At 62.6% G+C, this 19,947-nt stretch carries 18 protein-coding genes; 9 read left to right on the top strand and 9 right to left on the bottom strand.

The window, feature by feature from the left end; all coding sequences use genetic code 11:
• The first annotated feature begins 13 nt into the window (after nt 1–13).
• The gene (locus ACLEJQ_RS16565) at nt 14–1,372 is read left to right on the top strand and encodes an 8-oxoguanine deaminase (protein WP_440796617.1); all 1,359 of its coding nucleotides are present in this window, start codon (nt 14–16) and stop codon (nt 1,370–1,372) included.
• Nucleotides 1,373–1,494: 122 nt separating this feature from the next.
• Here the strand turns inward: ACLEJQ_RS16565 and ACLEJQ_RS16560 are convergent, their stop codons facing one another.
• Nucleotides 1,495–2,586 carry a calcium:proton antiporter gene (locus tag ACLEJQ_RS16560; RefSeq protein WP_440796628.1) on the bottom strand — a complete coding sequence of 364 codons (1,092 nt, stop codon included), beginning with the start codon at nt 2,584–2,586 and terminating at the stop codon, nt 1,495–1,497.
• Nucleotides 2,587–2,779: 193 nt separating this feature from the next.
• Between ACLEJQ_RS16560 and ACLEJQ_RS16555 the strand changes: the two genes are divergently transcribed.
• Nucleotides 2,780–3,733: an adenosine deaminase gene (locus tag ACLEJQ_RS16555; protein ID WP_440796616.1), complete on the top strand. Its 954-nt coding sequence runs from the start codon at nt 2,780–2,782 to the stop codon at nt 3,731–3,733.
• Nucleotides 3,734–3,874: 141 nt separating this feature from the next.
• On the opposite strand, the gene ACLEJQ_RS16550 is transcribed toward ACLEJQ_RS16555, so the two are convergent.
• The 3 genes from ACLEJQ_RS16550 to ACLEJQ_RS16540 all read right to left on the bottom strand — a co-directional run bounded on the left by ACLEJQ_RS16550 (nt 3,875) and on the right by ACLEJQ_RS16540 (nt 7,218).
• The gene (locus tag ACLEJQ_RS16550; RefSeq protein WP_440796615.1) at nt 3,875–5,251 is read right to left on the bottom strand and encodes an MFS transporter; all 1,377 of its coding nucleotides are present in this window, start codon (nt 5,249–5,251) and stop codon (nt 3,875–3,877) included.
• Between the two features lie 109 nt (nt 5,252–5,360).
• Nucleotides 5,361–6,098: an ArsR/SmtB family transcription factor gene (locus ACLEJQ_RS16545; protein WP_440796614.1), complete on the bottom strand. Its 738-nt coding sequence runs from the start codon at nt 6,096–6,098 to the stop codon at nt 5,361–5,363.
• Between the two features lie 190 nt (nt 6,099–6,288).
• Entirely contained in the window at nt 6,289–7,218 is a 930-nt protein-coding gene (locus ACLEJQ_RS16540; protein ID WP_440796613.1) for a LysR family transcriptional regulator, read from the bottom strand.
• 111 nt (nt 7,219–7,329) lie between these two features.
• Here ACLEJQ_RS16540 and ACLEJQ_RS16535 point away from each other — a divergent pair, with 111 nt between their 5' ends.
• Nucleotides 7,330–8,343, top strand: a complete 1,014-nt coding sequence (locus ACLEJQ_RS16535; RefSeq protein ID WP_440796612.1) for a zinc-binding alcohol dehydrogenase family protein — start codon at nt 7,330–7,332, stop codon at nt 8,341–8,343.
• Nucleotides 8,344–8,631: 288 nt separating this feature from the next.
• Nucleotides 8,632–8,802: a hypothetical protein gene (locus ACLEJQ_RS16530; RefSeq protein ID WP_440796611.1), complete on the top strand. Its 171-nt coding sequence runs from the start codon at nt 8,632–8,634 to the stop codon at nt 8,800–8,802.
• Between the two features lies 1 nt (nt 8,803).
• Here ACLEJQ_RS16530 and ACLEJQ_RS16525 read toward each other — a convergent pair whose 3' ends face one another.
• Both ACLEJQ_RS16525 and ACLEJQ_RS16520 read right to left on the bottom strand, forming a co-directional pair.
• Nucleotides 8,804–10,021, bottom strand: coding sequence for a Bcr/CflA family multidrug efflux MFS transporter (locus ACLEJQ_RS16525; protein ID WP_440796610.1), 1,218 nt, complete (start codon nt 10,019–10,021; stop codon nt 8,804–8,806).
• Between the two features lie 96 nt (nt 10,022–10,117).
• Complete coding sequence (locus ACLEJQ_RS16520; RefSeq protein ID WP_440796609.1) at nt 10,118–10,315, bottom strand: heavy-metal-associated domain-containing protein; 198 nt, start codon at nt 10,313–10,315, stop codon at nt 10,118–10,120.
• Between the two features lie 147 nt (nt 10,316–10,462).
• Here ACLEJQ_RS16520 and ACLEJQ_RS16515 point away from each other — a divergent pair, with 147 nt between their 5' ends.
• The 3 genes from ACLEJQ_RS16515 (at nt 10,463) to cueR (ending at nt 13,846) form a co-directional block, all read left to right on the top strand.
• Nucleotides 10,463–10,846: a hypothetical protein gene (locus ACLEJQ_RS16515; RefSeq protein WP_440796608.1), complete on the top strand. Its 384-nt coding sequence runs from the start codon at nt 10,463–10,465 to the stop codon at nt 10,844–10,846.
• A 196-nt stretch (nt 10,847–11,042) separates the two neighbouring features.
• Nucleotides 11,043–13,436, top strand: coding sequence for a heavy metal translocating P-type ATPase (locus ACLEJQ_RS16510; RefSeq protein ID WP_440796607.1), 2,394 nt, complete (start codon nt 11,043–11,045; stop codon nt 13,434–13,436).
• Complete coding sequence (cueR, locus tag ACLEJQ_RS16505; RefSeq protein ID WP_440796606.1) at nt 13,433–13,846, top strand: Cu(I)-responsive transcriptional regulator; 414 nt, start codon at nt 13,433–13,435, stop codon at nt 13,844–13,846. The genes ACLEJQ_RS16510 and cueR overlap by 4 nt, the downstream gene beginning before the upstream one ends.
• A 296-nt stretch (nt 13,847–14,142) precedes the next feature.
• Here the strand turns inward: cueR and ACLEJQ_RS16500 are convergent, their stop codons facing one another.
• Both ACLEJQ_RS16500 and ACLEJQ_RS16495 read right to left on the bottom strand, forming a co-directional pair.
• Nucleotides 14,143–15,036 (bottom strand): PA4780 family RIO1-like protein kinase, encoded by an 894-nt coding sequence (locus ACLEJQ_RS16500; protein ID WP_440796605.1) that lies wholly within the window; start codon nt 15,034–15,036, stop codon nt 14,143–14,145.
• A gap of 250 nt (nt 15,037–15,286) precedes the next feature.
• The gene (locus ACLEJQ_RS16495) at nt 15,287–16,078 is read right to left on the bottom strand and encodes an AraC family transcriptional regulator (protein ID WP_440796604.1); all 792 of its coding nucleotides are present in this window, start codon (nt 16,076–16,078) and stop codon (nt 15,287–15,289) included.
• Between the two features lie 79 nt (nt 16,079–16,157).
• Here ACLEJQ_RS16495 and ACLEJQ_RS16490 point away from each other — a divergent pair, with 79 nt between their 5' ends.
• Nucleotides 16,158–17,186, top strand: a complete 1,029-nt coding sequence (locus ACLEJQ_RS16490) for a bile acid:sodium symporter family protein (protein WP_440796603.1) — start codon at nt 16,158–16,160, stop codon at nt 17,184–17,186.
• Here the strand turns inward: ACLEJQ_RS16490 and ACLEJQ_RS16485 are convergent.
• On the bottom strand, nt 17,173–18,450 hold the full coding sequence (locus ACLEJQ_RS16485) for an acetyl-CoA C-acetyltransferase (protein WP_440796602.1): 1,278 nt from the start codon (nt 18,448–18,450) through the stop codon (nt 17,173–17,175). The two genes, ACLEJQ_RS16490 and ACLEJQ_RS16485, sit on opposite strands and share 14 nt — an antisense overlap.
• Nucleotides 18,451–18,594: 144 nt before the next feature.
• Here ACLEJQ_RS16485 and ACLEJQ_RS16480 point away from each other — a divergent pair, with 144 nt between their 5' ends.
• Nucleotides 18,595–19,947, top strand: coding sequence for a 3-oxoacyl-ACP reductase (locus tag ACLEJQ_RS16480; protein WP_440796601.1), 1,353 nt, complete (start codon nt 18,595–18,597; stop codon nt 19,945–19,947).

The raw sequence follows: 19,947 nt of genomic DNA, 5'->3' as shown, positions 1-19,947 counted from the left end.
GGAGCCGGCCACCATGCCTGCGACCCGTACCTGGTTACAAAACCCCCTCGCTATCTTCACTGCCAACGATCTCGATGCCCGTGGCGGCCTCGTCCTGCATGACGGTGTGATCGTCGAACTGCTGCGCGCCGGCGAGCAGCCCGGTCAACCCTGCGATGTGATCTTCGATGCCCGCGAGCATGTCATCCTGCCGGGCTTGATCAACACCCATCATCACTTCTACCAGACCTTGACCCGCGCCTGGGCACCGGTGGTAAACCAGCCCTTGTTTCCATGGCTGAAAACCCTGTACCCGGTGTGGGCACGGCTGACGCCGAAGAAGCTCGCCTTGGCGACTAAAGTCGCATTGGCCGAGTTACTGCTGTCGGGCTGCACCACGGCGGCCGATCACCATTACCTGTTTCCGGACGGCCTGGAAAACGCCATTGATGTGCAAGTTCAAAGTGTCCGGGAGTTGGGCATGCGTGCGATGCTGACCCGCGGCTCCATGAGCCTGGGCGAAGCCGACGGCGGCTTGCCGCCCCAGCAGACCGTGCAACAGGGCCAGGTAATTCTCGATGACAGCCAGCGGCTGATTGACCGATACCATGAGCGTGGCGAAGGTGCGCAAATCCAGATTGCCCTGGCGCCCTGCTCGCCCTTTTCAGTCACCCCCGAGATCATGGGCGCCAGCGCCGATCTGGCGCACACGCTCGATGTCCGCTTGCACACGCACCTGGCCGAAACCCTCGACGAAGAAGACTTCTGCCTGCAACGTTTCGGCCTGCGCACCGTGGACTATCTGGACAGCGTCGGCTGGCTCGGCCCACGCACCTGGCTGGCCCATGGCATTCACTTCAATCCCGATGAAATCAGCCGACTGGGCGCCGCCGGCACCGGCATCTGTCATTGCCCCAGCTCCAACATGCGCCTGGCCTCAGGCATTTGCCCGACCCTTGACCTGATCGCCGCCGGCGCTCCAGTGGGGCTTGGGGTGGACGGCTCGGCCTCCAACGACGCCTCGAACATGCTCCTCGAAACCCGCCAGGCCCTGTACATCCAGCGCCTGCGCTACGGCGCGCAAGCCATCACGCCAGAACGCGTGCTGGGCTGGGCGACCCGGGGCTCGGCGCAACTGCTGGGACGCAGCGACATCGGTGAGCTGGCAGCGGGCAAGCAGGCCGACCTGGCGCTGTTCAAGCTCGACGAATTGCGCTTTTCCGGCAGCCACGACCCGATCTCGGCCTTGCTGCTGTGCGGTGCGGACCGAGCCGATCGGGTGATGATCGGCGGGCAATGGCGGGTGATTGACGGCCAGGTCGAGGGGTTGGACTTGAAAGGCTTGATTGCCGATCACAGCCAGGCGGCGCGGGAGTTGATTGCCGACGACTGACCCAACATCAATCCAATGTGGGAGCGGGCTTGCTCGCGAAAGCGGAGTGTCAGCAGACATTCATTTCACTGACACACCGCCTTCGCGAGCAAGCCCGCTCCCACAAGGGTCATTTAACAAATTTAGAGCCCCAGCAACGACAACATGATAAACGTCGCAAACAACACGAAATGAGTCATGCCTTCGATGGCATTGGTTTCGCCATCGTTGAGGTTGATGGCACTGACGATCAGGGTAATGAAGATCATCACCGTCTGCACCGGGGTCATGGCCATCTGGAAGGGTTGGCCGGTATAGAGCGCCATGGCTTCCATCACCGGAACCGTCAGGATAACGGTGGACAACGAAGCCCCCAATGCGATGTTCACCACTGACTGCATGCGGTTCGCCAGGGCGGCACGCAAGGCCGTGAGAATTTCCGGGGCGGCGGAAATGGCCGCCACCAGGATCGCCGTGACCACCGGCGGCGCCCCCGAGCCTTCCAGCCCCAGGTCGATGGCCTTGGACATGACCTCGGCCAGCGCTCCGATCAGCACCACGCCAAACACCAGCGCACCGATGGAAAACGTCAGGCTGATGGGCGCCGGCTCATTCTCCACCGGCTCTTTCTTGCGGCGTTTTTCCGGGTAGCTGTAGCTGAAGAAATAACTGTGGGGCCCCACCTGCATACGCAGGAACAGGGTGTACAGCACGATCATCGCGCCGATGGTAAACGCCGAGTAGGTTTTCCAGCTCTGGGATGGTATGAACTCCGGCACCACCATCGACACGCCCATGGCGGTCAGGATCATCACGCTGTAGGTGCGCGCCGAGTCGTCGTTATAGACCTGCTCGCCATGCTTGATCCCACCCATCAGCGCCGCCAGCCCGAGGATGCCGTTGATGTCGAGCATCACCGCTGAGTAGATCGTGTCCCGCACCAGTGTCGGCGACGCTTCGTTGCTCATCATGATCGCCAGGATCACCACTTCCACCAGCACCGCCGACAGGGTCAGGATCATGGTGCCGTAAGGATCGCCGACCTTTTCCGCCAGCAGTTCGGCATGATGGGCCACGCGCATGGAGGCGGCAACGATGAAGCCGATCAGCGCCAGCCCGCCAACCAACGCCACCATCCGCCCGCTGCCCAACAGCCAGTGTTCCAACGGGTAGGCGACAAACGCGGCGATCAGCGCGAGCAACAGCAATTTTTCTTGCTTGATAAAAGTGAGCATCACGGGCCTGTCACGGTAGACGGGGGTCATGAGCTACTAGACTGTGGTGGGCGGCGAACGTTTCGTCGGGTATGTCCCCTCTTCGCCAGCGCAGGCCACCCGAAGTTTAGTGGATCAGCCGGTCAGGTTTTACCAGACATTGCCGCCAGCCCCTGTAGAATGCCCGCCATCGATTCACTGATGAGAACAGACTATGTATGACTGGCTGAACGCCCTGCCCAAGGCTGAATTGCACCTGCACCTGGAGGGTTCGCTGGAACCCGAGCTGCTGTTCGCCCTGGCCGAGCGCAACAAGATCGCCCTGCCCTGGAGCGACGTGGACACCCTGCGCAAGGCCTACGCCTTCAACAACCTGCAGGAGTTTCTCGACCTGTATTACCAGGGCGCCGATGTCTTGCGTACCTCCCAGGATTTCTACGACCTGACCTGGGCGTACCTGTTGCGTTGCAAGGCGCAGAACGTCATTCACACCGAGCCGTTCTTCGATCCGCAGACCCACACCGACCGGGGCATCCCGTTCGAAGTGGTGCTCAACGGCATCGCCGCCGCGCTCAAGGACGGTGAACAGCAGCTGGGCATCACCAGCGGCCTGATCCTGAGCTTCCTGCGCCACCTGAGCGAAGAGCAGGCCCAGCAAACCCTCGACCAGGCCCTGCCGTTCCGTGATGCATTCGTGGCCGTGGGCCTGGACAGTTCGGAGATGGGGCATCCGCCGAGCAAATTCCAGCGAGTCTTCGACCGTGCGCGCAACGAGGGCTTCCTGACCGTCGCCCACGCCGGAGAAGAAGGCCCGCCCGAGTACATTTGGGAAGCCCTGGACCTGCTGAAGATCCAGCGCATCGACCACGGCGTGCGGGCCATCGAAGACGAGCGACTGATGCAGCGGATCATCGACGAGCAGATCCCATTGACGGTGTGTCCGTTGTCCAACACCAAGCTGTGCGTGTTCGACGACATGTCGCAGCACAACATTCTCGACATGCTCGAGCGGGGTGTGAAAGTCACGGTGAACTCCGATGACCCGGCGTACTTCGGCGGCTATGTCACGGAAAACTTCCATGCGCTGCACACCCACCTGGGCATGACCCAGGATCAGGCCAAGCGCCTGGCGCAGAACAGTCTGGATGCGCGGTTGGTGAAGCCGTAGGCCTCGACCAAACCGTACCTGTGGGAGCGAGCCTGCTCGCGATAGCGGTGGTTCAGTCGACATCGATCTTGGATGTCAGACCGCTATCGCGAGCAGGCTCGCTCCCACAGAGGGCCAGTCTCCCACAGGGGAAAATGATGTTTAGCGGGTGACCTCACTCAACTCCTCCAACGTCTTGCCCCGCGTCTCCATCCCGAATAACCAGACCACCCCCGCCGCGACGGCAAAACACAGTGCGCCCAAGGCGAACACCCCGCCCTGTCCGGTAATGGGAAACACCAGCCCGGTCACTAAAGGCCCGAGCAGCGAGCCGATGCGCCCGACCGCCGAGGCAAAGCCCGAGCCCGTGGCCCGTGCCGAGGTGGGATAAAGCTCTGGCGTGTAGGTGTAGAGCACGGCCCACATGCCGAACAGGAAAAACTGCATCGACAGTCCGGTGCCGATCAGTAGGCCGACGTTGCCACCGAACACCGCGCTCTGGCCATAAAGAAACGCCATCACCCCGCCGCCCAGCAGCGTGATGACGCATACCGGCTTGCGTCCCCAACGCTCCACCAGCCAGGCCGCCATCAGGAAACCGGGAATCCCGCCCAGGGAAATCAGCACCGTGTAGTACACCGACTGAGTCACCGCGAAACCCGACTGCTGCAGCAATGCACTGAGCCAGGATGTCAGGCCATAGAAACCGAGCAAAGCAAAGAACCAGACGCTCCAGATCATCATCGTGCGCTGGCGGTACAGCGGCGACCATATCTGGGCCAGAGCGGAAAAGAAGTTGCCCGGCGCACTTGCCAACCTCGGCAAGCGGATCGGCTCCGGCAGATCCTGACGCCCCAGCGAGGCGCGAACCTTGTCCTCGATTCGGCTCAGCACCGCGTTCGCCTCATCTCCCCGCCCGGCCTGTTCCAGCCAGCGCGGCGACTCGGGTATGAAAAAACGGATCACCAGGACAAACACCGCCGGTATCGCCAGCACCAGGAAGATGTCCCGCCAGCCGATCACCGGCAGCAGAAAATACGACAGCACGCCTGCGGCGACGAAACCCAACGGCCAGAAGCCGTCCATCAAGGCAATGTAGCGGCCGCGGCGCCTGGCCGGGATCAGTTCCGAAAGCATCGACTGGGCAATCGGAAACTCCATGCCCATGCCGACGCCCAACAGGATGCGAAACAACGTCAATGTCTGCAGATCCTGGGCCGTGGAACACAAGTAACTGGCGACGCCCCACAACACGATGCTCCACTGGAACACCGGTTTACGCCCGAAGCGATCAGCCAGCATGCCCGACAACGATGCGCCCACCACCATGCCGAAAAAGCTGGAACTGGCCAGCAATCCGGCCTGGGCCGTGCTCAGGCCGAACTCGGCTTTGATCGACCCCAACAGGAACGTCATCATCGCCAGGTCCATGGAATCGAAGAAGAACGCCAGGGCGATGATGATGAAAATGACCCGGTGATACCCGCTGATGGGCAATCGCTCCAGGCGCTCTGCCGCGCTGTAACCGTGAGTGTCCATATCGCCTCTCCCAATCGGATAATCCCCGGACCGAGTGTGCGCGAACCGCACAGGTGGCGATTGTTGAATGCGACCTGCCGACAGCCCTGGGCGACGCCGCCAGGGATATTTACGGGAGCGCCATCTCCAGGCTTTCCTGCCGGGCGAACCGATGGAGTTCCTGCTGGCCAAGCGCTGTCAACTGCAAGGCTCGTGAGTCGCTGGGCAGGCTCAGCCAGCCGGATTGCATGAACAGTTGCAGCAAAGCCGCCCCCAACGCGCCGCCGAGGTGCGGACGACGTTCGCTCCAATCCGGGCAGGCACACGCAATGCGCGCGTTGCGATGAGCCAACGCCTGGATGAACAGACCGTGGCTGGCCAATTCATTGGCCCCTTTGAGGCTGACGACTACGCGCTGCTCGTACTGTTCGATCCAGCCGGCGTCCACCAGACGCTGATACAGATCGGCGGCCAGGGTGCCTCCCAGGTGATCATCGCAAAGCCTGGCCCGTATCAACGAAGCGGGGGCGGTCGGTGCCTTGGCCCCCATGACTGCGCGCTTGAAGACCTCCGGAATCTGCCGCGGCGCACTGGCGAGCGTTGCACTGGCCAGGGCCTCCACGGCGGCGCCGATCTCGGGGGCTGCAAGGCGGAAAAACCGTTTGCGTCCCCGGGCTTCGACTTTCAACAGGCCACCGGCGGACAGGCGCCCCAGGTGCGCACTGGCCGAGGACGGCGAAAGTCCGGTAAGCAAGGCCAACTCTTCGGCCTGTCGGGCCGTGCCGTCCATCAGCGCCCACATCATTGCGCTGCGCTTGGGGTCAGCCAGCAGCGTGGCGATCTGGCTGATGCAAGGTGCATGTTCCATGTATTCACTCCCTGTTGAATCATTCTTCTACCGCTCTGGCGCATTGACCGGCGATGAGGCCGCCGGAGGCGGTTCGAAGCCGCGCCGACTCAGGCGGCCGCTAGTATAAGCATGACGATCGGGGTTGCCTGTCCTCCAGAAACCTTTGGAGGCGATTGTTCGTGAGGGAAAATTCTCTTTTTACCTGCGACTATTGACCGGCCCCCGGCGAGCGCGGGAATCGAGCCGTCAACTGAGCGCAGCGAACCTGGAGCATTTCCCGGAGCAGGTTGATCGGCTTGCTCAATTGCGCCCGGTGCGCGCAGAGCAGATTGAGCGGCGCGCGCTCGCATTGCAGGTGCGGCAAAAGGATCTTCAGGCGCCCGGCAAGCACATCGGTGGACACGTCCAGCCACGACTTATAGGCAATCCCCGCCCCTGCCACCGCCCAGCGCCGCACCACATCGGCATCGTCGCTGAAGCGGTCACCGCTGACGGTCAGGCTCACTTCGCGCTTGCCGTCATGAAAACACCAGCGGTCATGCACCCGGCTACCGAGCATGTACAGCAGGCAATTGTGCTGAGCCAACTGCTCCAGTTGCCGGGGCTCGCCATGGCGGGCCAGGTACTCAGGGGATGCACATAGCACTCGGCGGTTATCGGCGGCGACGGGCAAGGCCACCAGGCTCGAGTCCTCGGGCTCGCCGTAACGCAAGGCAATGTCCACCGGTTGCTTGAACAGGTCGGCAATGCGGTCGCCCAGCAGCAGCCGCACCGTCAGCCCGGGATGCTCGCGCTGAAACTCATCCAGCCAGGGCAGCAGCAGGTTGCGGCCCAGGTCCGAGGGCGCGGACAGCTGCAACACGCCGCTGACCTGGTCCTGGCCGCTGGTCAACAACCGCCGCCCTTCGTCCAGGCTGCTCAATGCAGCCCGGGCATATTCGAGGAAGCTCTCGCCTTCGGCGGTCAGGCGCAGGCTGCGGGTGGAACGAGCGAGCAACCTTGCGCCCAGGTGCTGCTCGATCCGCTTCAAGGCGGCGCTGGCCACCGCCGCCGACAGGTCCATGACCCTGGCGGCGGCCGAGAGACTGCCCAGGTCCGCCGCCCGGACAAACAGTTGCAAGTCATCGAATCGAAGCATGCTCGTTCCATTTTCAAAATAATGTTGAAAGAGCCTGTTCTTTTAGCCGGTTTTATCGCGGCGATAAATAGCTAACCATGGCGCCATTGTATTCACTCACGGAGTCGCTTCATGAAAGCCATCGCCTACTATCATTCGTTGCCCATCAATGACCCACTCTCGCTGCAGGACATCGAACTGCCGGAACCTGTCGCCGGCCCCCGGGACTTGCTGGTGGAGGTGCGGGCCATCTCGGTCAACCCGGTGGATACCAAGGTGCGCCAGAACGTCCAGCCGGAAGATGGCGCCGCCAAGGTCCTGGGCTGGGACGTGGCCGGCGTGGTGAAAGCGGTGGGCAGCGAAGTGACCCTGTTCAAGGCCGGGGACAAGGTCTTCTACGCCGGCTCCATCGCCCGGGCCGGCGGCAATAGCGAACTGCACGTGGTGGACGAGCGCATCGTCGGCCACATGCCCAAGACCCTGGATTTCGCCGAGGCCGCAGCGCTGCCACTGACTGCCATTACCGCCTGGGAGTTGCTGTTCGAACGGCTGGGTATCGAGCAAGGCCAGCAAGACCAGGGCCAGAGCCTGTTGATCGTCGGCGCTGCGGGTGGCGTGGGTTCGATCCTGACGCAACTGGCGCGCCAGCTCACCGGCTCGAAAGTGATAGGCAGCGCTTCCCGTCCACAGACCCAGGAGTGGGTGCGGGCGTTGGGCGCCGACCTGGTCATCGACCACAGCCAACCTTTGAGCGACATGCTCAAGGCCGCCGGCCAGCCCCAGGTAACCCACGTCGCCAGCCTGACCCAGACCGACCAGCATCTGGACCAGTTGGTGGAAGCCTTGGCCCCCCAAGGCAAACTGGCATTGATCGACGATCCCAAGATGCTGGACGTGACCAAGCTCAAGCGCAAGAGCCTGTCGCTGCATTGGGAATTCATGTACACCCGCTCGCTGTTCGAAACGCCTGACATGATCGAACAGCACAAGTTGCTCAATCGCGTGGCGCAGTTGATCGACGCCGGTACGTTGAAAACCACCGTCGGCGAGCATTTCGGCACCATCAACGCCGAGAACCTGCGCCGGGCTCATGCGCTGCTGGAAAGCGGCAAGGCCAAGGGCAAAATCGTGCTCGAAGGTTTCTGACCCACGATAAAGGCGTGGCTTCTTGAGATGTCCATTGTGGCGAGGGAGCTTGCTCCCGCTGGGCTGCGTAGCAGCCCCTAATGAGGGCGCTGCGCAGCTATATATGGGCGCTACGCACCCAAGCGGGAGCAAGCTCCCTCGCCACACAAGCGCCTTCATCTACAAGATGGTATTGAGCCGGACGGCCCAACCGTCAGTCCGAGAATTGACCCTTGTCACATTTGCGATCGCATTCGGGTCTACACTCGAGGCCTTTGCAACGCAATCTTTTACGTGAGGAGGTCAGCAATGAAGATCCTGATAAAAGAAGTGGCAAAATCCCAATGGCAAGTGCGCCTTGACCAGCACGTTGTCACGTTCCGCTCTGAGGCCGAGGCCCAAGCCTTTGCCACCACCCTGCAAGCGCGACTTCGCGCGCCCCATCCTATTCCCGAACATCAGCAGCGCGCGGCCGGCTGAATCAACCCTGGGCTGAATCAACCCTGTGAGCGGCCTGGGCCAACGCACGGGCGTTTTGCAGGCGGCGGGTCAGCATAGCCGCGCTCACCACCAGCAAGCCGCACAGGCTGATGACCAACGCCATCGGTACGGCGCTGCCGTCATGCAGCGCCGCCACCAAGGCGGCGGCCCCGGCGGCCACGGAAAATTGCAGGCATCCCATCAGCGCCGACGCACTGCCGGCCCGGGCGCCCTGCCCGTTCATCGCGCAGGCCGAGGCATTGGGAAGGATGCAACCCAAGCTGGCAATGTAGATGAACAGCGGGATCAATAATGGCCACAAATGCATGGGCTTCAGCGAGCAGGCCACCAGCAGACTCAACCCGGCCGCCAGGTAAATCCATACCGCCCGGGTCAACAGGAACGCCGGACCACGCTTGGACAACAACCGGGCGTTGACCTGGGCAACCAGGATAAAGCCCGCCGCGTTGGTGCCGAACAACCAGCCAAAGTGCTCCGCCGGTACCCCGTAGAGTTTGATGAAGACGAACGGCGAGCCGGTGATGTAGGCAAACATCCCGGCGATGGCAATGCCCCCCGTCAGGGCATGGCCGAGGAAAACCCAGTCAGTCAACAGGCGACCGTACTGGCGCAGCGCACCGGACAACGGTTGCCGAGGTACATGGTCCGGCAGGCTTTCCGGCAGCCACAAGGCCACGCCCGCCGCTGCCAGTGCGCTGAACAGGGTCAGGGCAATGAAGATCGATTGCCAGCCGTGCAGGTTCACCAGCAACCCGCCCAGCATCGGTGCGAGGATCGGCGCCAGGCCCATCACCAGCATCAGTTGCGAGAAGACCTTGGCCGAACCCACCGCGTCGCATTTGTCGCTGACCACCGCCCGGGAAATCACCATCCCGGCACATCCGCCCAGAGCCTGGACGAAACGCATGCCGATCAGCCACTCCAGGCTCGGTGCGTAAGCGCAAGCCGCAGATGCCACGGTGAACAATCCGACACCAGTCAACAATGGAATACGTCGGCCGAAGCGATCCGCCACCGGCCCGTAGGCCAACTGCCCGATGGACAGTCCGAGAAAGTAGGCCGCCAGGGTCAGTTGGATGTGTTTCTCGTCAGTCCCGAAGGCGCTGGCCATGGCCGGGAAGGCCGGTAGGTAGAAATCGATCGCCAACGGACCGAAAGCGCTCAAGGCGCCGAGAATCAGAATGATACGAAGGTTCATCAGGCGTCCTGGTCAGGCGTCGTTCGACAGCCCGACAGTCTAGCTCTGCCGGACACCCTTGAACATTCCGATAGGTCGCTAACGATCAAAAAAACTTCAAGCCGGGCTGATGTCGTATCCCTCTTCCTTGATGACCTGCATCACGGCCTCGGCCGATAGCGAACTCTGGACCCGGACAGTGTGGGCACCGAGGTCGACCTGTACATCTGCCGCCGGATCCCTGGCCTGCACCGCCTGAGTAATGGCCTTGACGCAGTGACCGCAAGACATGCCCTGAACGTTGTAAGTCTGCATGAGATGACTCCCTGGATTGAGGTTGAAACCAGTTTCAAGCTTGCCCTCATGGCAAGGTCAAGTTCTGGCGAAAACTGCCGGGCTGGCAATCGGCATCGCGCTCAGCCAAGCTGCACACATCAAGGATTTAACACCGGAGGTTCAGCCATGCGCTGGTCAGCGTTCAGCCTGTTTTGCATGCTCGGTTTTTCAGCAGTGGTCCCCCACGCATCGGCCGCCGGCGAAGATTATGGCGTGCTGATCATTTCCCGCGAGCGCCTGGAAGTGGCGACGTCTTGCGAAATCGGCGTCTACATTCAAGACCAGCTCACGGCGCGCCTGTTCCAGGAAGGCAGCACCTCTTTCAATCTGCCGCCGGGGCAGTTTTCCTTGCGCCTGAAACTGCTGCCGGGCCAGGCGCCGGGATGCAACCCGGGCATGCTCGCACCGGGCTCCCAGAACATTACCCTCAGGGCAGGCGATATCCTCAAGTACCGCATCGCCATGAATGAACAAGGGATGTACCTGAAGCAGACTGGGCTGGGGTACTGACACACAAGCAGATCCATGTGGGAGCGGGCTTGCTCGCGAAAGCGGTGGATCAGCTTGCATCGATGTCGAATGTGCCGACGCCTTCGCGAGCAAGCTCGCTCCCACAAAGGGTCCGCGCAAACCTTTGGATTGGCACTTGACCTTGCCCGCATGGCAAGGTTGATCCTGTAGTCATCCACTACAGGGAGCCTGGCCGATGTCTGAATCCATCACTTTCGATCTGCCGATTGCCGGCATGACCTGCGCCAGCTGCGCCGGGCGGGTCGAGCGGGCGTTGAACAAGGTTACCGGGACCCGCAACGTCAGCGTCAACCTGGCGACCGAACAGGCGCGGGTCCAGGCGCCGGAAGATAGCCTCCCGGCCTTGATGCAGGCGGTCGAACAGGCCGGCTATAGCGTACCGGTGCACACCCTGGATTTGAGCATCGAAGGCATGACCTGCGCCTCATGCGTCGGTCGGGTCGAACGCGCCCTGGGCAAGATCGGCGGCGTGCGCAGCGTCAACGTCAATCTTGCCAACGAGCGCGCCCACCTGGAGTTGCTCGGTCAGATCGATCCACGAACCCTGATCGATGCGGTCAAGCGGGCCGGCTATGACGCCGAGGTCTGGCAGACCGACCAGCCCCATTCTCCACAAGTCCACCTACTGCACCGCGAACGACTGGTGCTCATGCTAGCGATCCTGCTGTCCATACCGCTGGTGCTGCCCATGCTCCTGCAACCGCTGGGCGTGCACTGGATGTTGCCGGCCTGGGCGCAGTTCGCCCTGGCGACCCCTGTGCAGTTCATCTTCGGCGCACGCTTTTATGTCGCGGCCTTCAAAGCCGTGCGCGCCGGAGCCGGGAACATGGATCTACTGGTGGCCCTGGGCACCAGCGCCGGCTATGGTCTGAGCCTTTATGAATGGGCCATCGCCCGCCCCGGCAGCATGCCGCACCTGTATTTCGAAGCCTCGGCAGTGGTGATCGCTTTGGTGCTGTTGGGCAAATACCTGGAAAGCCGCGCCAAACGGCAGACCGCCGGCGCCATCCGGGCCCTTGAAGCGCTGCGGCCGGAGCGGGCGATCCAGGTGGTCGAAGGTCAAGAGCGGGAGGTTGCCATCAGTGCCTTGCGCTTGAATGACCTCGTGCTGGTCAAACCCGGCGAACGCTTTCCGGTGGATGGCGAGGTGCTGGAAGGCCAGAGCCACGCCGACGAAGCTCTGATCAGTGGCGAAAGCCTGCCGATACCCAAGCAACCCGGCGACCGGGTCACCGGAGGCGCCATCAACGGTGAAGGTCGATTGTTGGTGCGCACCCAGGCGCTGGGTGCGGAAACCGTGCTGGCGCGCATTATCCGTCTGGTGGAAGACGCCCAGGCCGCCAAGGCGCCGATTCAGAAACTGGTGGATAAAGTCAGTCAGGTCTTCGTTCCCGTGGTCCTGTTGCTGGCCCTGGCGACGTTGGTCGGCTGGTGGCTGTATGGGGCGCCGCTGGAAAGCGCATTGATCAATGCGGTCGCCGTATTGGTGATTGCCTGCCCTTGCGCCCTGGGCCTGGCGACGCCGACGGCGATCATGGCCGGTACCGGCGTGGCCGCACGCCACGGCATTCTGATCAAGGATGCCGAGGCATTGGAACGCGCCCATGAAGTCGCGACGGTGGTGTTCGACAAGACCGGCACGCTGACTTCCGGCACGCCACGCATCGCGCACTTGCACGCAACGGACGGCGACGAAGACGCGCTGCTGCAAAAGGCCGGGGCGCTGCAACGCGGCAGTGAACATCCTCTCGCCAAAGCGGTGTTGGACGCCTGTGCCGAGCGCGGTCTGGACGTGCCGGACATCATCGACAGCCAGTCCCTGACCGGGCGCGGCATAGCAGGCAGTCTCGACGGGCAGTGCCTGGCCCTGGGTAACCGGCGCTTGCTGGATGAACTGGGCTTGAGTCCGGGCCCACTGGACGCATCGGCCCAGGCCTGGGAAAGCGAAGGCCGGACACTCTCGTGGCTGATCGAGCAAGACGCCCCGCCTCGGGTATTGGGGTTGTTCGCTTTTGGAGACACCCTCAAGCCCGGCGCCAGCGCCACCATACAAGCGTTGAGTGAGCGGGATATCGCAAGCCATTTGCTCACCGGCGACAATCGCGGCAGCGCCCGCGTGGTCGCCGAGGCGCTGGGAATCGCCAACGTGCATGCCGAAGTGTTGCCAGCGGACAAGTCGGCCATCGTCCAACAATTGAAGCGCCATTCGGTGGTGGCAATGGTGGGTGACGGCATTAACGACGCCCCAGCCCTGGCCGCTGCGGACATTGGCATCGCCATGGGCGGCGGCACCGACGTGGCGATGCACGCCTCAGGTATTACCCTGATGCGCGGCGACCCGCGACTGGTCCCGGCGGCGCTGGACATCAGCCGCAAGACGTACGCCAAGATCCGCCAGAACCTGTTCTGGGCCTTCGTCTATAACCTGATCGGCATCCCATTGGCCGCCTTCGGCTTGCTCAACCCGGTGTTGGCCGGCGCAGCCATGGCGTTGTCGAGCGTCAGCGTGGTGAGCAATGCGTTACTGTTGAAATTCTGGACACCCGAACATTTGGAGGACAAGCGATGAACATCGGCCAAGCGGCCCGCCAGAGTGGCCTGAGCGCGAAGATGATCCGCTATTACGAATCCATCGGACTGCTCAAGGCCGCCCATCGCACCGAAAGCGGTTATCGGATCTACAGCGCCGATGACCTGCACACCCTGGCTTTCATCAAGCGCTCCAGGGACCTTGGTTTTTCCCTGGAAGAAGTCGGCAAGTTGCTGACCCTCTGGCAAGACCGCCAACGCGCCAGCGCTGACGTCAAGGCCCTGGCCCGACAGCACATCGACGAACTGAACCAGAGAATCCGCGAACTGGCCGAACTGCGCGACACCCTGCAAGACTTGGTGGACCACTGCCACGGCGACCACCGCCCAGACTGCCCGATCCTCAAGGAACTGGCGTCGGGCTGTTGCAAACAAGCCGCGCCAGCCTGACTAGTCAGCCACACCCCGGAAAAACTGTGGGATCGGCGCCGAACATCAAATCCGCCAGCCCCCCCCGTAAGGTTGTGGCTCACAAAAACCGGCTTTGGCCGCAATACCGTTCACTCAGGATGTCACCGCCCCGTGGCGAGGGAGCTTGCTCCCGCTGGAGCGCGCAGCGGTCCCGAGCTTTTGGGGCTTCTACGCCCGAACGCGGACCGGCCCAGCGGGAGCAAGCTCCCTCGCCACGACAAGTCATAAACCTTAGAGAACAGCATCAGGCCTTGGCCGGTTTTTTTGTCACCTGATCACTGCATCCAGGGTGGAGGCGGTTCTTCGGTCTTGCCGGGAGGGGCGTCGTCCGCGGCGCGGATGGCCTGGCGGCGTTCCTCGTCCCGGCGGGCCGCTTCGATCTCGCGCATGACCCCGCCGACATCCGCCAGCTCATCGGGCTCGGCAAACTCACCGGTCAGCACGCTGCCCGGGTGCAGAGTCCCGGCCTCATACAGCGCCCACATTTCCTTCGCATAACGGGTGCGCTTGAGCTCTGGCGCAAAGCGGCCAAAGTAAGACGCCATATTGCCCACGTCCCGCTCCAGCATGCTGAAGGCGTGGTTGTTACCCGCCGCATCCACGGCTTGCGGCAGGTCGATGATCACCGGCCCCGTCGGCGTGAGCAAGACGTTGAACTCCGACAGGTCGCCGTGCACCAGACCGGTACACAGCATCAGCACGATCTGGGAAATCAGGAACGCATGATATTCACGGGCCTGCTCCGGCTCCAACACCACGTCATTCAAACGCGGCGCGGCGTCGCCGTACTCATCGGCCACCAGCTCCATCAACAGCACGCCTTCAAGGAAGTCGTACGGCTTGGGCACCCGCACACCGGCGTTGGCCAAGCGAAACAGCGCCGCCACTTCGGCGTTCTGCCAGGCGTCCTCGGCCTCCTTGCGTCCGAACTTCGAGCCCTTGGCCATGGCCCGGGCCTGACGGCTGTTACGCACCTTGCGACCTTCCTGATACTCGGCCGCCTGACGAAAACTTCGCTTGTTCGCCTCCTTGTAGACCTTGGCGCAACGTAGCTCGTTGCCGCAGCGCACCACATAAACAGCTGCTTCTTTACCACTCATGAGTGGGCGCAGCACCTCGTCGACCAGACCGTCCTCGATCAGGGGTTCAATGCGTTTTGGAGTCTTCATCAGCTTTTATTGAGGGTCCTTTATTACCAAACACGCGAATGACAGTCGTTATACGGCAATCCTCGCTCCACGGGGAGGGGTTACCGACCTATGAACCAGTGATGCACACAATGTGCCGGATCAAATCGACCGAGCCGAATCATAGCCGAGACCGGATAGGCCGTTGGTGACTGAATACGCGGGTATTTGCGACAAGAGCTGACAGTCGAGTCAGCCGCTGTCGTAGGCAAGTTCGGCAACTGCGCCCAGCTCAAGCCTTGAACAATTCCCCCGGTGTAAAACCGAACATCACCTTGAACGCGGCAATAAAGGCTGACGTCGAGTCGTAGCCGCACGACAACGCTGCGTGAGTGACACTTTCGCCCTGTTCCAGCGGCCCCAGGGAAGACAACAGGCGCATACGCTGACGCCAGGCGCGAAAACTCAGGCCGGTCTCGCGCTGGAACAGACGCATCAGGGTTTTCTCCGAGGTGCCCAGGCGTTCGGCCCAGGCCTGCAACGTGACGTTCTGTTCGGGATGCTCGATCAACTCGTTGCACAGCGCCAGAAGCCGGGCATGCCGCGGCAATGGCAGGGAGAACCCGACTTCCGGCAACGTCGTCAACTGGTCCAACAGCACCTGCACCAAGCGTTCTTCTCGCGTATTGCCCTGTGGATAATCGGCCGGCAACTGGCAGAAGACCTTGATCAGCTCTCGGGCCAGCGGCGTGACTTCCAGCACCCGGCAGCGCTGGTCCGCCCAGGGACAGGCCTGGCGATGCACGTAAAGGCTGCGCATCTCCGCTCGGGTCGACGTCACGACGTGGTGCTCCAGGTCGGCCGGAATCCAAATGCCCCGCTGCGGCGGCGCGAAAAAACTGCCCTCGGCGGTGTGCACACCCAGGACACCACTGATGGCGTAGGAAAACTGCACCCAGTCATGCCGATGGTTCTGGGTCCAGGAACCGGCACGCAAACTTTCGACACGGGCGTACAACGGCCTGGGCAATTCCGTCAGGTCGGGAATGGAGCGTTCGAGCTGTCGGTGTCCGTTAGACGGCATTGAATGGCCTTATGTCGCAAGACGACTGTTGGGTACGACGTTAGGCTAAGTCGACTTTCCTGACAACTTGCGGTGCCCTATGCACATTTTCAGACACCTCAAACGCATGGCGACCGACTGGTTTCTCTGCGGCATGCTGCTCGCCACGTTGCTGGCCTATTTCTTCCCGACCTTTGGCGCCAGTGGCGGGGCGATGCATGCCGAGTGGGTGGTCAACATCGGGATCTTCGTGGTGTTCTTCCTGCACGGGGTCAACCTGTCCGGCGAGCAGATCCGCCATGGCCTGAAGAACACCCGACTGCACTTGATGGTGCAAGGCTTTACCTTCGGCGTATTCCCGTTGATCTGGGTCTTGAGCAACTGGCTGCTGGGCAGTCATGTACCGGCGCTGCTGATGCTCGGCTTCTTCTACTTGTGCGCCCTGCCCTCGACCATTTCTTCCTCGGTGGCCCTGACCGGCAGCGCCGGTGGCAACGTGCCGGCGGCGATTCTCAACGCGAGCCTGTCCAGCGTGCTGGGGGTAGTCCTGACGCCACTGCTGGTCAGCCTGGTGGTCGGGCGCGGCGCCGGTGGCATCGACCTGGGCTCGACCCTGCTCGACCTGTGCCTGATGTTGCTGTTGCCGCTGGTGCTCGGGCAGTTCCTGCGGCGCTGGCTGGCCGGCTTCTTCGGGCGCTACAAACGCTACACGAGCATCATGGACAAACTGGTGATCCTGCTGCTGGTCTACGCCGCGTTCTGCAATTCGATGGTTTCCGGCATCTGGCAACAGCAGGGCAACGGCGTGTTGTTCAGCGCAGTGATCGGCAGTGCGGTACTGCTGGCGATTATCCTGTGGACAACCACCCGCACCGCCCGGGCCTTGCACTTCAACAGCGCCGATGAAGTCGCAGCGGTGTTCTGCGCCAGCAAGAAATCCCTCGCGGCCGGCGTGCCGATGGCCGCGTTGATTTTCGGCAACAACCCAGGTCTTGGCTTGATCCTGCTGCCGATCATGATCTACCACCCGTTGCAGTTAATCGTCTGCTCGATCCTGGCCGAGCGTTACGCCAGCCGCCACCGGGCGCAAGCTGCTCGCCCAAGCGACGCACTGCTCAACGCTCGATAATCGCCGTCACCCCCTGGCCGGCAGCGGCGCAGATGGAAACCAGTCCTCGACCGCGCCCTGCCGCATCGAGCAGCTTGGCCAGGTTAGCGACGATCCGCCCGCCCGTGGCAGCGAACGGATGCCCGGCAGCCAAAGAGCTGCCCTTGACGTTCAGGCGGCTGCGGTCGATCGCTCCCAGCGGTGCATCGAGGGCCAGCCGGGTCCTGCAATAGTCCGGATCTTCCCAGGCCTTGAGGGTGCACAGCACCTGGGCGGCGAAGGCTTCGTGGATCTCGTAGTAATCAAAATCCTGCAAGCTCAGGCCATTGCGCGCCAGCAGCCGCGGCACGGCGTAGGCTGGGGCCATCAGCAGCCCTTCGGCGCCGTTGACGAAATCCACCGCCGCCGTTTCACCGTCGCGCAGATACGCCAGGATCGGCAAACCACGGGCCTGGGCCCATTCTTCGCTGCCCAACAGGACCAGCGAGGCGCCATCGGTCAGTGGCGTAGAGTTTCCAGCCGTCAGCGTGCCCTTGGCGCTTTTTTCGAAAGCGGGCTTGAGGGACGCGAGTTTTTCCAGGGTCAGGTCCGGGCGCAGGTTGTTATCCCGGGTCAGGCCTAGAAACGGAGTCATCAGGTCGTTATGCCAACCTTCGGCGTAGGCCGCAGCCATTTTCTGATGGCTTTCCAGGGCCAACTGATCCTGCTCCTGCCGGGGAATCTGCCAGATCTGTGCCATCAACTCGCAGTGCTCGCCCATGCTCAGCCCGGTGCGCGGCTCGTTGATGCGCGGCAGGTCTGGCACCAGATGTTGCGGACGCAGTTGCAGGAACACCTTGATCTTCTCGGCGGTGGTCTTGGCGCGATTAGCTTGCAGCAAGATCTTGCGCAGCCCTTCATTGACCCCGATCGGTGCGTCCGAAGTGGTATCTACGCCGCCAGCAATAGCGCTATCGATCTGGCCCAGGGCGATCTTGTTGGCGACCAGCAGCACGGTTTCCAAGCCCGTGCCGCACGCCTGTTGGACGTCATAGGCCGGAGTGCTCGGGGACAGTCGCGAGCCGAGCACGCATTCACGGGTCAGGTTCATGTCACGGGAATGCTTGAGCACCGCGCCGGCCGCGACTTCGCCAATGTGCAGGCCATGCAGGTTGTAGCGCTCGATCAGCCCTTCGAGGGCGGCCGTCAGCATCGCTTTGTTGCTGGCAGTGGCATAAGGCCCGTTGGAGCGGGCGAAGGGAATGCGGTTACCGCCGATGATCGCGACGCGGCGTAGCTGAGCCATGTAGAACTCCTTGAGGGTTGCTGGTGCGCGGATGGGGCCCTAAAAGCGCCGTCCCTGCACAAGCTTAGGCTTTATCTGGTTGATCGAACGACTGATTGCCAATCGTGGTCCACACTTGGGATCTCATCAGCCGGAGTGTGTTCCATGTCTGACCGTTATATCGACTTCGCCAATTCACCCGTTGGCCTGCGCCTGGTCGGAGCCCTTGGCCTGCCCTCGCCGGTACGCCTGGAGCGTTGGCAGGCCGGGCGGCTGCGTCCGGTGGAGGGCGCGCTGCTGCTGGGCGGCGGTGCGCTGATCGAGCAGATTGGCACGTTCGCCAAACGCCTGACCGACGCTATCTACGTGTACGGCGGCGAACCGACTCTGGCGACTGAATGGATCCCCGGCCACGGCCCGAAAATCAAGGCCGTGGTGTACGACGCCAGCCACCTGGCGCAGGTCGATCAGCTCAAGCAGTTGCGCGAGTTCTTCCAGCCCTTGATGAAAAATCTCGACCGCAGCGCCCATGTCGTGATCCTTGGCCGCGCACCGGAACATCTTGCCGACCCGTTCGCGGCCAGTGCCCAGCGGGCGTTGGAGGGTTTCAGTCGGTCCCTCGCCAAGGAGCTGCGCCACGGAGGGACATTGCAGTTGTTGTATGTCGGCGATGGCGCCGAAACCCAGCTGGAAGGCGCGCTGCGGTTTTTCCTGTCGCCCAAGAGCGCCTTTGTGTCGGGGCAGGTCATTCGTCTCAATGCCTGCGCGACCCAGGTCCATGACTGGACCCGACCACTGACCGGGCTCAAGGCTCTGGTCACCGGCGCTGCACGGGGGATCGGCGCCGCCATCGCTGAAACCCTGGCCCGCGATGGTGCCGACGTGATCCTGCTGGATGTGCCTCAGGCCAAGACTGACCTTGATGCCTTGGCTGCGCGCTTGAGCGGGCGCAGCCTGACCCTGGACATTTGCGCCGAGGACGCGGCGGCGCAGTTGATCGAACATTTGCCCGATGGGGTCGACATCGTGGTGCACAACGCCGGGATCACCCGCGACAAAACCCTGGCCAACATGACGCCGGAGTTCTGGGACGCAGTGTTGGCGGTCAATCTCAATGCGCCGCAGGTGCTGACCAAGGCCCTGCTCGACAGCGGCACCCTGCGAGACAATGGCCGGGTGGTGTTGCTGGCGTCCATCAGCGGCATCGCCGGCAACCGTGGGCAGACCAACTACGCCGCGAGCAAGGCCGGCTTGATCGGGCTGGCCCAGGCCTGGGCTCCCGCTTTGCAGCCTAGAGGCATCAGTATCAATGCGGTGGCGCCGGGCTTCATTGAAACCCGGATGACGGCCGAAATTCCCTTCGCCCTGCGCGAAGCCGGACGGCGCATGAGTTCCCTCGGCCAGGGCGGCCTGCCCCAGGACGTCGCCGAAGCCGTGGCGTGGCTCGCCCAACCGGGCACCGGCGCCGTGACCGGCCAGGCACTGCGCGTGTGTGGGCAAAGCCTTTTGGGGGCATGA

The sequence above is a fragment of the Pseudomonas sp. SMV71 genome (assembly GCF_052042015.1).
GTDB lineage: Bacteria > Pseudomonadota > Gammaproteobacteria > Pseudomonadales > Pseudomonadaceae > Aquipseudomonas.
Note: the sequence above shows the minus strand (reverse complement) of the source record. Positions and strands in the feature narration are given on the sequence as shown.

What these genes read in the sequence shown, in the direction of transcription:
- ACLEJQ_RS16520 (WP_440796609.1), bottom strand. Translation starts at nt 10,315, where the DNA reads ATGCAGACTTACAACGTTCAGGGCATGTCTTGCGGTCACTGCGTCAAG.
- ACLEJQ_RS16555 (WP_440796616.1), top strand. Translation starts at nt 2,780, where the DNA reads ATGTATGACTGGCTGAACGCCCTGCCCAAGGCTGAATTGCACCTGCAC.
- ACLEJQ_RS16490 (WP_440796603.1), top strand. Translation starts at nt 16,158, where the DNA reads ATGCACATTTTCAGACACCTCAAACGCATGGCGACCGACTGGTTTCTC.
- ACLEJQ_RS16525 (WP_440796610.1), bottom strand. Translation starts at nt 10,021, where the DNA reads ATGAACCTTCGTATCATTCTGATTCTCGGCGCCTTGAGCGCTTTCGGT.
- ACLEJQ_RS16530 (WP_440796611.1), top strand. Translation starts at nt 8,632, where the DNA reads ATGAAGATCCTGATAAAAGAAGTGGCAAAATCCCAATGGCAAGTGCGC.
- ACLEJQ_RS16545 (WP_440796614.1), bottom strand. Translation starts at nt 6,098, where the DNA reads ATGGAACATGCACCTTGCATCAGCCAGATCGCCACGCTGCTGGCTGAC.
- ACLEJQ_RS16480 (WP_440796601.1), top strand. Translation starts at nt 18,595, where the DNA reads ATGTCTGACCGTTATATCGACTTCGCCAATTCACCCGTTGGCCTGCGC.
- ACLEJQ_RS16515 (WP_440796608.1), top strand. Translation starts at nt 10,463, where the DNA reads ATGCGCTGGTCAGCGTTCAGCCTGTTTTGCATGCTCGGTTTTTCAGCA.
- ACLEJQ_RS16565 (WP_440796617.1), top strand. Translation starts at nt 14, where the DNA reads ATGCCTGCGACCCGTACCTGGTTACAAAACCCCCTCGCTATCTTCACT.
- ACLEJQ_RS16540 (WP_440796613.1), bottom strand. Translation starts at nt 7,218, where the DNA reads ATGCTTCGATTCGATGACTTGCAACTGTTTGTCCGGGCGGCGGACCTG.
- ACLEJQ_RS16535 (WP_440796612.1), top strand. Translation starts at nt 7,330, where the DNA reads ATGAAAGCCATCGCCTACTATCATTCGTTGCCCATCAATGACCCACTC.
- ACLEJQ_RS16560 (WP_440796628.1), bottom strand. Translation starts at nt 2,586, where the DNA reads ATGCTCACTTTTATCAAGCAAGAAAAATTGCTGTTGCTCGCGCTGATC.
- ACLEJQ_RS16510 (WP_440796607.1), top strand. Translation starts at nt 11,043, where the DNA reads ATGTCTGAATCCATCACTTTCGATCTGCCGATTGCCGGCATGACCTGC.
- ACLEJQ_RS16485 (WP_440796602.1), bottom strand. Translation starts at nt 18,450, where the DNA reads ATGGCTCAGCTACGCCGCGTCGCGATCATCGGCGGTAACCGCATTCCC.
- ACLEJQ_RS16500 (WP_440796605.1), bottom strand. Translation starts at nt 15,036, where the DNA reads ATGAAGACTCCAAAACGCATTGAACCCCTGATCGAGGACGGTCTGGTC.
- cueR (WP_440796606.1), top strand. Translation starts at nt 13,433, where the DNA reads ATGAACATCGGCCAAGCGGCCCGCCAGAGTGGCCTGAGCGCGAAGATG.
- ACLEJQ_RS16495 (WP_440796604.1), bottom strand. Translation starts at nt 16,078, where the DNA reads ATGCCGTCTAACGGACACCGACAGCTCGAACGCTCCATTCCCGACCTG.
- ACLEJQ_RS16550 (WP_440796615.1), bottom strand. Translation starts at nt 5,251, where the DNA reads ATGGACACTCACGGTTACAGCGCGGCAGAGCGCCTGGAGCGATTGCCC.